The following is a 12157-nucleotide window of genomic DNA, read 5'->3' as shown; positions in this document are numbered from 1 at the left end:
TACCGTTCCCTGGCTGTGGGCGCCCTGCCAGGGACAACCTGTACCAGGCAGTGGGAGGAAGCGGCATGGCACGGCAGGAGCTGGCCCGCTTCCTGCGGGACCGCCGGGCGGCCCTGCGTCCGCACGAGATCGGCCTGACGGCGACGGGCACCGATCGCCGGACACCGGGCCTGCGCCGCGAAGAGGTGGCGGAGCTCGCCCACATGTCGGTCGACTACTACACGCGGCTGGAGCAGGCCCGGGGCCCGCGGCCGTCCACCCGGATCCTGGACGCGTTGTGCCAGGCACTACGGCTCACGCCGGCCGAGCGCAGCCACCTGTTCCGCCTGGCGGGATCGAGCGCGCCGCCCGGCATCACCGCCGTGCGGTGGGTACGCCCGCACGTGGCACGGATGCTGGAGCGGTTGCCGGAGACCGGTGCCGTCGTCACTGACGCGGCGTACGGCGTCGTCGCCTGGAACCCCCTGGCCCAGGCACTGCTCGGCGGCGATCTCGGAGGCGGGGGGACGAACCTGGCCCGGCGCCGCTTCCTCGGCCAGGGGCGGATGTACGAGAGCTCCAGCGCCGAGGAGTTCGGGCACATCGTGGTGGCGCGGCTGCGACGGGCCGCCGACCGCTACCCGCATGACCCGCAGCTGACCGCTCTGCTGGCCGAACTGCACACCGGCAGCGAGGAGTTCCGACAGATATGGCAGACGCGCCCGGTCCACGCCCCCGGGCACCGCACCAAGATCCTCGATCACCCGACCGGCACGCTGCGGTTGAACTGTGACGTCCTGCTCGTGCCCGAGGATGACCAGGAAGTCGTCCTGATCACGGCCGACCCCGGATCACCTGCCGCGCGGACCCTGCACAGGCTGGCCAGGCAGGCGACCTGACACACGGGACTGGCACAGGTCTCGCCAGTGGTTGCAGAGCGTCGCACCTACATGATCACTGGGGCCTGCGCCCCCCTGCTTACCACGCCGCCTGTCTGCGCAGGCTCTTACGGGACACGGCCGGGCCGGGTGCGGCGACCCATGCGAACCGCTCACCGGCCCGCCGACGGGGGTGCCGAACGACCGGGGTCCGGACGACCGCGGTACCGGGGTACCGGACGACCGGGGTACCGGACGACCGGGGTACGACGACGGGGCCTTGCCGCTCCGCCCGTTGGCGTGGCACGAGAGGAGCCGGTGAGGGTGCGGCCCCGTCCCCACGGGCACCCTCACCGGCCGTTCGGTCGCCGGAGGCGGTACGTCAGGCGCGTACCAGCTCCCGCTCCCCGTCGGGGTCGGCGTCCCTGCGTTCCTCCGCCGTGCGCAGGCCCTCGCCCTCGACGTCGACGTTGGGCAGCGCGCGGTCCAGCCACTTCGGCAGCCACCAGGCCCGCTTGCCGAGCAGGGCGAGCACGGCCGGCACGATGGCCATGCGGACGAGGAACGCGTCGAAGAAGACGGCGACGGCGAGGCCGAAGCCGATCATCTTGACCATCGACTCGCTGGAGCCGATGAAGCCGGAGAAGACGGCGATCATGATGACGGCGGCGGCCGTCACGACCCGGGCGCCGTGCCTGAAGCCCGTCACCACCGCCTGCTGGGGCTTCTCACCGTGGACGTACGCCTCCCGCATCCGGGTCACGAGGAACACCTCGTAGTCCATCGCGAGACCGAAGACGACGCCCACCATGAAGATCGGCATCATGGACATGACCGGGCCGGTCTGCTCGACGTTCATCAGGCCGGACAGCCAGCCCCACTGGAAGACCGCGACCACGGCGCCGAGGGCCGCCAGCACGCTGAGCAGGAAGCCGAGGGCCGCCTTCAGCGGGACGAGGATCGAGCGGAAGACCACGATGAGCAGCAGGAAGGCGAGGCCGACGACCAGGGCCAGGTAGGGCAGCAGGGCGTCGTTCAGCTTCTGCGAGACGTCGATGTTCATCGCCGTCGAACCGGTGACCAGGACCGTGGAGTCGGTCTCCCGTGCGATGTCCGTGCCCTTGTCGCGGATGGCGTGCACCAGGTTCTCGGTCGTCGCCGAGGACGGCTTGGACCCCGGGACGACGGTGATCGTCGCGGTGTCGCCGGCCTTGTTGGATGCGGCCGGGGTGACCGTGACGACGTCCTTCAGGCCCTTGATCTCGTCGCCGACCCTGGCGAAGGCCGCCTTCGCGTCGTCGCTGCCCTTGGCGTCGACGACGACCATGAGCGGACCGTTGAAGCCGGGTCCGAAGCCCTCGGAGAGGAGGTCGTAGGCGCGGCGCTGGGTGGTCGAGGCCGGCTGGGAGCCGTCGTCGGGAAGGCCGAGTTCGAGGGAGGCGGCCGGGATCGCCGCCGCGCCGAGGCCGATCACGCCGAGCAGGAGTACGGCGACGGGGCGCCGGACGACGAAGCCGGCCCAGCGGGTGCCCATGTTGGGCCGGCCCGGCTTCCCGGCCGTACGGCCGCCGCCGAGCAGCTTGCTCTTCTCACCGGCCGGCTTGATCCTGCGGCCCGCGTAGCCGAGCAGCGCCGGGATCAGGGTGAGGGCGATGAGGACCGCGATGGCGACGGTGCCCGCGGCGGCGACCCCCATCTTCGTGAGCATCGGGATGTTGACGACGGACAGGCCGACCAGCGCGATGACGACGGTCAGGCCCGCGAAGACGACCGCCGAGCCCGCCGTACCGACGGCACGTCCGGCCGCCTCCTCGCGTTCGCGGCCCTCGGCGAGTTCCGCGCGGTAGCGGGAGACGATGAACAGGGCGTAGTCGATGCCGACCGCGAGGCCGATCATCGAGGCCAGGGTGGAGGTGGTGGTGCCCAGGTCCAGGGCGGCGGCGAGCGCGGTGATGGTGGAGACGCCGATGCCGACGCCGATGATCGCGGTCAGCAGCGGGAGTCCGGCCGCGAGCAGCGAACCGAAGGTGATGACGAGGACGACCGCGGCGATCGCGATGCCGATGACCTCGCTGGAGCCGGTCTCGGGGGTCGTGGTGAGCGCGTCACCGCCGATCTCGACGGTGAGTCCCGCGTCCCGCGCCTGTCGCGCGGCCGCCTTCAGCGCGTCGCGCGAGGAGTCCTCCAGCTCCATGCCGGAGACCTTGTACTTCACCGAGGCGTAGGCGATCGAGCCGTTCTTGCTGACGGCGTGCCCCTCGTAGGGGTCGGCGACGGAGGTGACCTGGGAGTCGCCCTTCAGCTTGGCGACGGTCTTCTGCACGGTCGCCTTGTTGACGGCGTCCGTCATCTTCTCGCCGCTCGGGGCCTTGAAGACGACCCGGGCGGTCGCGCCGTCGGCGCTCATCCCGGGAAAGCGCTGTTCCAGCAGGTCGAAGGCCTTCTGGGCCTCGGTGCCCGGTATGGAGAAGGACGTGTTGCCGGCGGCGGGCGCGGAGGCCGCGCCCACCCCGGCGAGGGTCAGGAGCGCGACCCATAGGAGGGCGGCGAAGTGGCGGCGCCGGAAGGCGAGCCGGCCGAGTCTGTAGAGGAACGTGGCCACGGAGGCGTACTCCCGGTCAGGTCGTGGGTTCGGCTGGGCAGGGGCGATCAGCCCGACGACGTGAGCGGTGACGTCAGTGGTGGGCTTGCTGGGGAGGGGGATCGGTGCCTGTTCCGGTGGGGCCGGTCCTGGGTGGCCGGCCCGGCGGACAGGTGGATCAGTCGGTGGGGACGCCGAGGGCGGGGAGGACGACGGCGTCGATGTACGAAAGGAGGAAGGCCTGCGTCGGCGGCTGCTCGTCGAGCATCGTGCGGGCGGCGAACCCACCGATCATCATGTGCATCACGAACTCGACGGCGGGGTTGTCCGCACGGACCTCGCCCCGGTCGACGGCTCGTTGCAGCACGCGGCGGAACTCCGCCATCTCCGGCTCGATGAGGTGCTCCCGGAACGCCCGCAGGAGGTCCGGGCTGGAGTGGGTCGCCATGGCCAGGCTCCGCATCAGCGCGGAGTTCTGCTCCATCTCGCAGTCGTCCGCACGCAGCGTGAGCGCGTGCAGATCGCCTCTGAGCGACCCGGTGTCGACCTCGTCGGCGCGGGTGCCCGGCTTGCTGTGCCGCACCGCCTTCGCCACCAGCTCGGCCTTGCCGCCCCACTGGCGGTAGAGCGTGGCCTTGCTGGAACGGGTGCGGGCGGCAACGGCGTCCATGGTGAGGGCGTCGTAGCCGACTTCCCGGAGCAGTTCGAGCACGGCCGCGTACAACTCGGCCTCACGCTCGGGCGTGATCCGACTGCGACGCGCCGTTGCGACGACTTCGGTCATGCCAGTCACCTTCCCGCTCCGGAGCCTTCCGCTTCCTCCACTGCAGAAGATACTCCGCGAGACAGCGAAACGAAACTGTTTCGTACGTGTGGTGGGTCACGCCTGTCGGGTTTCCGTAAGGGAGCGGGCCGTGTGCCGGTTTCGTGCGGCGCGAGGGCGGCGAAGTCCCGGTTCTCCACAAGTTGCTGGGGCCCTTCGCCCGGAAAAGCATGGGGAGGTGAGCTATCTGCGCCTTCCCCACCTCATTGACGACCTGCTGTGCTTCGTCTCCGAGGACGACCTCTGGCTGGCCCCCCTCGACGCCCCCGGCCGCGCCTGGCGGCTCACGGCGGACCGCACGAAGACCGGGCACCCCCGCTTCTCACCCGACGGCCGCCGGATCGCGTACACCACCTGGCGCAGCCTCGTTCCCGAGATCCACCTCGTCGGCGTCGACGGCGGCCTCTCGCGGCAGCTGACGTACTGGGGCAGCGCCGACACCCAGGTCTGCGGCTGGACCCCGGAGGGCGACATCCTGGCCGTCGCCTCCCACGGAGAGCCCTTCTCGTACTTCACCTGGGCCTACAAGGTCCCCACCGACGGTGACCCGGGCGGGCGGCTGCCCTGGGGCCCGGTCGCCGACCTGCAGGTCGCCGACCTCGACGGCGAGCGCAGGACCCTGCTCCTCACCGGCACCCCGCCGCACGAACCGGCCTCCTGGAAGCGCTACCGCGGCGGTGCCATGGGCCGCCTCTGGCTGCACGGCCGGCGCCTCCTGCCGGACATCGGCGGCCACCTGGCCTGCCCCATGTTCGTCGCCGGCCGGATCGCCTTCCTCTCCGACCACGAAGGCGTCGGCAACCTGTACTCCTGCGCCCAGGACGGTACCGATCTGCGCCGGCACACCGACCACGACGCCTTCTACGCCCGGAACGCCTCCACCGACGGCAGCCGCGTGGTCTACCAGTGCGCGGGCGACCTGTGGCTGGTGGACGACTTCTCCCCGACCGGTGCACCGCGCCGGCTCGACGTCCGGCTCGCCGGCCCCGCCACCGGCCGCCGCAGGTACCAGGTGCCCGCCGCGCAGAACGTGGACGGCATCTCCGTGGACGAGACGGGCCGGGCCAGCGCCGTCGTCGTACGCGGCAGCCTGTACTGGCTCACCCACCGCGACGGGCCGGCCCGCACGATCACCGACACGCCCGGTGTCCGGGTGCGGCTGCCGGAGATGCTGGGCTCGACCGGGCAGGTCGCCTACGTGACGGACGCCGAGGGCGAGGACGCCGTGGAGATCGCCCAGCTCCCGCGCGCGACCGGCGACCGCGCGCCGCGCCGGATGGCCTCGGGCCGGCTGGGACGGGTCCTGGAGATGGTGTCCGACCCGCTCGGCGAACGGCTGGCCATCGCCTCGCACGACGGCCGCCTGCTGCTGCTCGACGTGACGGACCCCTCGGACGACGAGGTCCTGGCCGTCACCGAGGACGCCGCGGATGCCGGTTCGGAGGGGCCCGTGGAGGGGGACGGGGACGACGACGGAGAGACCGGGAGCAGCGGCGAGGCCGGGAGCACGGGGGCCGCCGGGGACACGGGGAGGGGCGAGCCCGGGAGCACGGGGGCCACCGGGGACACGGGGAGCGGCGAGGCCAGGAGCACGGGGGCCACCGGGGACACGGGGAGCGGCGAGGCCAGGAGCACAGGGGCCGCCGGGGACACGGGGAGCGGCGAGGCCGCCGAAGAGGCGGCCGACTCGGCGGCCGGATCGGCACCGGGCGACCCGGCGGCGAACGGACCGGCGGCGAGCGGCGGCTCAGGGCATGGCGACGGCAACGGCAACACCGGCACCGGCACCGGCACCGGCAACGGCAACGGCAACGGCAACGGCAACGGCAACGGCGACCGCGTGACCGAGTTGATCCACTCCGTCAACGGCCCCGTCCGCGACCTCGCCTTCTCCCCCGACGGCTCATGGCTCACCTGGTCGCACCCGGGCATCGGCCGCTCGCTGCGCCAGATCAAGCTGGCGCGCACCAAGGACCGGCTGATCGTGGACGTCACGAACGGCCGTTTCGAGGACGAGAACCCCGTCTTCACCCGCGACGGCCGCTACCTCGCCTTCCTCTCCTGGCGCGGCTTCGACCCGGTGTACGACGTCCACACCGGCGACCTGTCCTTCCCGCTCGGCTGCCGCCCCTACCTCGTCCCGCTGTCCTCGGCCACCCCCTCCCCCTTCGCCCTGAACCCGGAGGGGCGCCCCGCGGCCGGCGGTCTCGATCCGGTCGAGGACGAGGAGCGGGGCGAGGGCGGCATGGTGATCGTCGAGGTGGAGGGCCTGGAGAGCCGGGTCACGCCGTTCCCGGTCATCGCCTCCAAGTACTCCGCGCTGCACCCGGTCGCGGGCGGCGGCCTGGTCTGGCTGCGCTGGCCGATCTCCGGCGCGCTCGGCGAGACCTTCGCCAGCCCGGACGACACCACCGGGCGTCCCACTCTCGAACACTTCAACATCAGCAAGGCCAAGAAGTCCGAACTCGTCGGCCACCTGGACTGGTTCGCGGTCAGCGGCGACGGCACCCGGCTGGTCGTGGTCGACGAGGGCGAGCTGCGGGCCGTGCCCTCGACCGAGATCGGTGACGGCGACACCACCGTCTGGATCGACCTGCGCCGCATCCTGCACCAGGTCGACCCGCCCGCCGAATGGCGCCAGTCCTACGAGGAGGCCGGGCGTCTCGTCCCCGCCTACTTCTGGGACCCGGGCATGTGCGGCATCGACTGGGACGGGGTGCTCCGCCAGTACCGGCCCCTGGTGGAACGGGTGGCCTCCCCGGACGAGTTCGCCGACCTGCTGCGCGAGGTCCTGGGCGAGCTGGGCACCTCCCACGCCTACGTCGCCGCCGCCCGCCGCAACGAGGGGCCGGCCCACTACCAGCGCTGGCAGGGCCTCCTCGGCGCCAACCTCGTCCGCCGCGACGGCCACTGGATGGTCAAGCGCATCCTGCCCGGCGACTCCTCCGACTCCAAGGCCCGTTCGCCGCTGGCCGGCACGGGCATCCGCGAGGGCGCCGTGCTCACCCACGTGGACGGCCGCCCGGTCGACCCGGTCACCGGCCCCTACCCGCTGCTCGCCGGCGCGGGCGGTACGACCGTGGAGCTGACGTTCACCCCCCCGGAGGGCGAGGCGGGGCGCCCCCGGCGCGTCGCCGTCGTCCCGCTCATCGACGAGCGCCCCCTGCGCTACCAGGACTGGGTGGCCAAACGCCGTGAGGTCGTCCGGGAGTTGAGCGGCGGCAAGTGCGGCTATCTGCACATCCCCGACATGGGCGGCTCCGGCTGGGCCCAGTTCAACCGCGACCTGCGCATGGAGGTGTCCCGGCCCGCGCTGATCGTGGACGTGCGCGGCAACGCGGGCGGCCACATCAGCGAACTCGTCATCGAGAAGCTGACCCGCAAGATCATCGGCTGGGACCTGACCCGGAACGCGCAACCGGTGTCGTACACCTCCAACGCCCCCCGTGGCCCGGTGGTCGGCCTCGCCGACGAGGCGACCTCGTCGGACGGCGACATGATCACCGCGGCCTTCAAGCTGCTGAAGCTCGGCCCGGTCGTCGGCCAGCGCACCTGGGGCGGCGTGGTCGGCATGACCGGCCGCCATCGCCTGGGCGACGGCACGGTCATCACGGTGCCCATGAACGCGGCCTGGTTCGAGGCCTACGGCTGGTCCGTGGAGAACCACGGTGTCGAGCCCGACCTGGAGGTGCTGCGCACCCCCCTCGACTGGGCCGAGGGCCGCCACGCCCAGCTCGACGACGCGGTCAAGCTCGCCCTGGACCTCCTGGAGACCCACCCGGCGGCGGTTCCGCCCGACTACACGGACGTCCCCGACCGCTCGCGCCCCAAGCTGCCGCCGCGGCGGCGCTGAGCTCGGTGACGGTGGGCCCGGCCACGCCCGCGAACGCGGCGAGGGCGGGCGCGAAGTCCGGTACGGACGACGGCGGTCGGGAGGGAAGACGCCGACCGCGCACGGAGGCGGAGCGGGGAGGGACGGGGAGGTACGGAGCGGGTCGCCGGGGACCGGGCCGGCCCCGGACACGCACGCAGGGCGCCCTCCCTGAGGAAGGGCGCCCACGTGATCCGGCCAAGGCCGAGCAGCGTGACTAGGCGTCGTAGTCCCGGTCGAAGTGCTCGCCCATCTCGCGCTCCGGGTCCTCGATGTCGCGCATGTTCTGGCGGCCGTGCTCGGTCTGCGGCTGCTGGCCACCACGCTGCGGCTGCTGGCCACCGCGCTGCGGCTGCTGCGGCTGCTGCTTGCCACGCTGGCCGGCACGCTCACGCGCCTGACCGACCTTGTCCTTGGCCCGGTCCTGCATCTCGCCGGCCTTGTCCTGGAACTGGTCCTTCATACCCATGTGGGTTCACTCCTGTGGTGAGTGAGGGTGGGGAGTCGGCCCCTTGGTGGGGCCTCGACCAGATTCACACGGAGGAACACGGAGCGCATGTGGATCAGTTACGGTGCGTAGCACGCGCCGCCTCGTCGGCCTCCCCACCTGCGCCGACGAGTCCGGAGCGCATCCCCTGCAGGCGGGGCGCGAACCGCTTCATCTCGCGCTGGCCGACCGTGCCGATGAGCGCCGGGAGGTATCCGCGCACGCCCTGCATGCCGCGCAGCCACCACTGCCCGTAGACATGCGCCGAGCGCCGCTCGATCCCGGCGACGAGCCGGTCCACCGCGGGCCCCAGCGGGTAGGTCTTGTTCGACGGCCAGGGCAGCCGTTGGCGCAGTTCCCGCATGACGTCGTCCTGGTCGGCGCCGCGCACCATGTCGGTGTCGGTCCAGGACAGGTACGCGACACCGACGCGCACGCCCTGGTAGCCGACCTCGGCGCGCAGGCTGTGCGCGTACGCCTCCACACCCGACTTGGACGCGCAGTACGCCGACATCATCGGCGCCGGTGTGATGGCGGCGAGCGAGGCTATCTGCAGCAGGTAGCCGCGGCTCTCGACGAGCACCGGCAGGAACGCGCGCGCGGTCACCGCGGAACCGATCAGGTTCACCTCGATCACGCGCCGCCACGCCTGCGGGTCGGAGTCGGCGAACGGACCGCCGGTCGCCACACCGGCGTTGGCGACCACGATGTCGACCTTCCCGAACCGCGCCTTCACCTCCTCGGCCACCCGGGCCATCGCCTCGTGGTCGGTGACGTCGGCGTACCAGTGCGCGCTCTCGCTGTGCAGCCGCCCGGAGACCTCCTTGAGCGCTTCCTCCTCCAGCCCGACCAGCGCCACCTTCGCGCCGCGCGCGGAGAGTTTGCGGGCCAGCAGTTCGCCGACTCCGCGGGCCGCTCCGGTGACGACCGCGACCTGTCCTTCGAGGCTGACCGTGCTCATGCGCCCTCCTTGATCTGCGCCGGGGTGGAACCCTGCTCGGGGCCGGCCCCCGTGACGTATGCGGTGACGAGCTCCCGGATCCGGCGGGTCACCGGCTCGGGGGCCTCGATCGGGGTCATGTGCCCGACGCCGGGCAGCTCGGTGAGGCCGACGCACCGGGGCAGGGCGGCGACGAGCGCGTGGGCGTGCACAGGAGGCGTGAGCCGGTCGGACGTGCCGTGCACCACCGCGGTCGGCACGGTCAACTCCCGTACGCCGTGGTCGAGATCGAGCGCCTCGAGGACGGCCGCCCAGGAGTGGCGCACGGCGCGCGGGCAGGCGTGCACGATGCGGGCGCACGCCTCCACCATGTGCGGAGCCGAACCGGCGCCCATCGTCGCGTACTTGAGGATGCTCTTCGCGACCGGCGTGACCGGCCCGAGCGGGGCACGCGAGCCGAGAATGCGCCCGGTGATCCAGGTGCGTACGCGTCCGGCGCGGAGCGGCAGCACGCGCGACTGCGCCACCAGCCGCGAGCTTCCCGTGCTGCACAGCAGGACGGCCGCGGCGTGTTCCCGCACACGCGGGCGGCCTGCGGCCGCCATGACGGTCATGCCGCCCATGGAGTGGCCGACGATCAGGGCCTTCTCCCCGCGTCCGAGCGTCTCGGCGAGCACCGCTTCGAGATCGTCCGCCAGCGCGTCGGTGGTGCACGCCGGGCTCGCGGGACTGCGCCCGTGTCCCCTCTGGTCGTAGGTGATCACCCGGTGGTCGGCCGCCAGGTCCCGTATCTGCGCCGCCCAGAAGGCGGTCGAGCACGTCCAGCCGTGGGAGAGGACGACGGCGGGCGCGTCGTCGGGCCCGTGCACCTCGACGTGCAGCCGGGCGCCGTCGGCGGAGACGACGGTGAGCCGGCGGGAGGGGACGGGCGGGGCGTACGGGCCGGAGGCCACGGAGGCGGACCGGCTCATGCGGCGCTCCCGCTCTGCGCGGCGCCGCCGGTGCGGACGGGCGCGCCCGCGTCCTTCACGCCGGGCTTGCGGACGACCTCGTACTCCGCCAGGTCCACCCGCCGGGTCGCACGCCGGAACTCGGTCGTCGTACCGGGCCAGATGGTGGTGTTGCGGCCGCTCGCGTCCAGGTACCAGCTGGTGCAGCCGCCGGTGTTCCACACGGTCCGCTTCATGCGTTCCTGCACCTTGTGGTTCCAGGCCGCGACGGCGGCGGGCCGGGCGTCGAGCGCGGTGCGGCCGCCGAGGACGTCGAGCTGGCGCAGGTAGTCGGCCATGTAGTTCAGCTGGGACTCGATCATGAGGATCATGGAGGAGTTCCCGAGGCCGGTGTTGGGCCCGATGATCGTCATCCAGTTCGGGAAGCCGGGCGCGCTGGCGCCGCGCAGCGCCTGCATGCCGCCCTTCCAGGTCTCCGCGAGCGTGACGCCCTCCGCGCCGACCACGCGCTCGGCGATGGGCATGTCCGTGACGTGGAAGCCCGTGCCGAAGATGATCACGTCGGCCTCGGTCCGCGTGCCGTCGGCCGCGACGAGCGTGGACCCGCGGATCTCGCTGAGCCCGCTGGCGACGACGTCCACGTTGGGCCGCGCGAGCGCCGGGTAGTACTCGCTGGACAGCAGGATCCGCTTGCAGCCGATGCGGTAGTCCGGGGTGAGCTTGGCGCGCAGGGCCGGGTCCTTGACGGCGCGGGTCATGTTGCGCTTGGCGAGCCGCTCCACCAGGCCCAGTTCCTCGGGACGCTTGGTGAAGGCCTGCACCTGCAGTTCCCGGATGGCCCACAGCACTCCGCGGCGCAGCTGGGTGGTGGCGGGCACGGAGCGGTGCAGCCGGCGCTCGGCGCCGCTGATGGCGCGGTCGATGCGGGGCATCACCCACGGCGGGGTGCGCTGGAAGAGGGTGAGACGGCCGGCCAGCGGCTGTACGGCGGGCACGATCTGGATCGCGGACGCGCCGGTGCCGATCATGGCGACCCGCTTGCCGCGCAGGTCGTAGTCGTGGTCCCAGCGTGCGGAGTGGAACACCTTGCCGGGGAAGGACTCGAGCCCCGGGATGTCGGGGACCTTCGGGTCGGACAGCGGCCCGGTGGCGGAGACGACGACGTCCGCGGTCAGCGACCCGCTCGCGGTCTCGATGTGCCAGCGCAGGTTCTCGGCGTCCCAGGTCATGAGCTTGACCTCGGAGTCGAAGCGGATGTGCGGGCGCAGGCCGAAGAGGTCGGTGACGTGCTCCAGGTAGGCGCGGATGTGCCGCTGCCCGGAGAAGGTGCGCGGCCACTCCGGGTTGGGTGCGAAGGAGAAGGAGTACAGGTGGGAGGGGACGTCACAGGCACACCCGGGATAACTGTTGTCCCGCCAGGTGCCGCCGACGCCGCCGGCCCGCTCCAGGACGACGAAGTCGGTGATCCCCTCGCGGCGCAGCCGCACGGCGGCCCCCAGCCCGCCGAAGCCGGACCCGATCACCGCCACCCGTACATGTTCGTGCTCGGCCATCCCGGAGCCTCCACGCATCGCCTCGGACTCTGCCAGTGAACACTGGCGCAATGAGACTGTAGAGCAGCTCCGTACCGAGCGGTAGGGGGCGCGGG

General features: G+C 72.4%; 8 protein-coding genes. 2 read left to right on the top strand and 6 right to left on the bottom strand.

Features of this window, described 5'->3' with window-relative positions; translation table 11 throughout:
- Window positions 1-65: 65 nt before the first annotated feature.
- On the top strand, window positions 66-878 hold the full coding sequence (locus ABVB68_RS02110; RefSeq protein WP_353599077.1) for a helix-turn-helix transcriptional regulator: 813 nt from the start codon (window positions 66-68) through the stop codon (window positions 876-878).
- 361 nt (window positions 879-1239) lie between these two features.
- Here the strand turns inward: ABVB68_RS02110 and ABVB68_RS02105 are convergent, their stop codons facing one another.
- On the bottom strand, window positions 1240-3459 hold the full coding sequence (locus tag ABVB68_RS02105) for an MMPL family transporter (RefSeq protein ID WP_353599076.1): 2220 nt from the start codon (window positions 3457-3459) through the stop codon (window positions 1240-1242).
- A gap of 157 nt (window positions 3460-3616) precedes the next feature.
- Window positions 3617-4222, bottom strand: coding sequence for a TetR/AcrR family transcriptional regulator (locus ABVB68_RS02100; protein ID WP_353599075.1), 606 nt, complete (start codon window positions 4220-4222; stop codon window positions 3617-3619).
- A 217-nt stretch (window positions 4223-4439) separates the two neighbouring features.
- Here ABVB68_RS02100 and ABVB68_RS02095 point away from each other — a divergent pair, with 217 nt between their 5' ends.
- Window positions 4440-8114, top strand: coding sequence for a S41 family peptidase (locus ABVB68_RS02095; protein ID WP_353599074.1), 3675 nt, complete (start codon window positions 4440-4442; stop codon window positions 8112-8114).
- Between the two features lie 235 nt (window positions 8115-8349).
- Here the strand turns inward: ABVB68_RS02095 and ABVB68_RS02090 are convergent, their stop codons facing one another.
- The 4 genes from ABVB68_RS02090 to ABVB68_RS02075 all read right to left on the bottom strand — a co-directional run bounded on the left by ABVB68_RS02090 (window position 8350) and on the right by ABVB68_RS02075 (window position 12062).
- Window positions 8350-8601, bottom strand: coding sequence for a hypothetical protein (locus ABVB68_RS02090; protein ID WP_353599073.1), 252 nt, complete (start codon window positions 8599-8601; stop codon window positions 8350-8352).
- 94 nt (window positions 8602-8695) lie between these two features.
- Window positions 8696-9580 (bottom strand): SDR family oxidoreductase, encoded by an 885-nt coding sequence (locus tag ABVB68_RS02085; RefSeq protein WP_353599072.1) that lies wholly within the window; start codon window positions 9578-9580, stop codon window positions 8696-8698.
- Window positions 9577-10530 carry an alpha/beta fold hydrolase gene (locus ABVB68_RS02080; RefSeq protein WP_353599071.1) on the bottom strand — a complete coding sequence of 318 codons (954 nt, stop codon included), beginning with the start codon at window positions 10528-10530 and terminating at the stop codon, window positions 9577-9579. The genes ABVB68_RS02085 and ABVB68_RS02080 overlap by 4 nt, the downstream gene beginning before the upstream one ends.
- Window positions 10527-12062 carry a flavin-containing monooxygenase gene (locus ABVB68_RS02075; RefSeq protein ID WP_353599070.1) on the bottom strand — a complete coding sequence of 512 codons (1536 nt, stop codon included), beginning with the start codon at window positions 12060-12062 and terminating at the stop codon, window positions 10527-10529. Before ABVB68_RS02075 ends, ABVB68_RS02080 begins: the two co-directional genes overlap by 4 nt.
- Between the last annotated feature and the right edge of the window lie 95 nt (window positions 12063-12157).

Source organism: Streptomyces sp. NPDC096012 (assembly GCF_040426375.1).
Lineage (GTDB): Bacteria > Actinomycetota > Actinomycetes > Streptomycetales > Streptomycetaceae > Streptomyces.
Note: the sequence above shows the minus strand (reverse complement) of the source record. Positions and strands in the feature narration are given on the sequence as shown.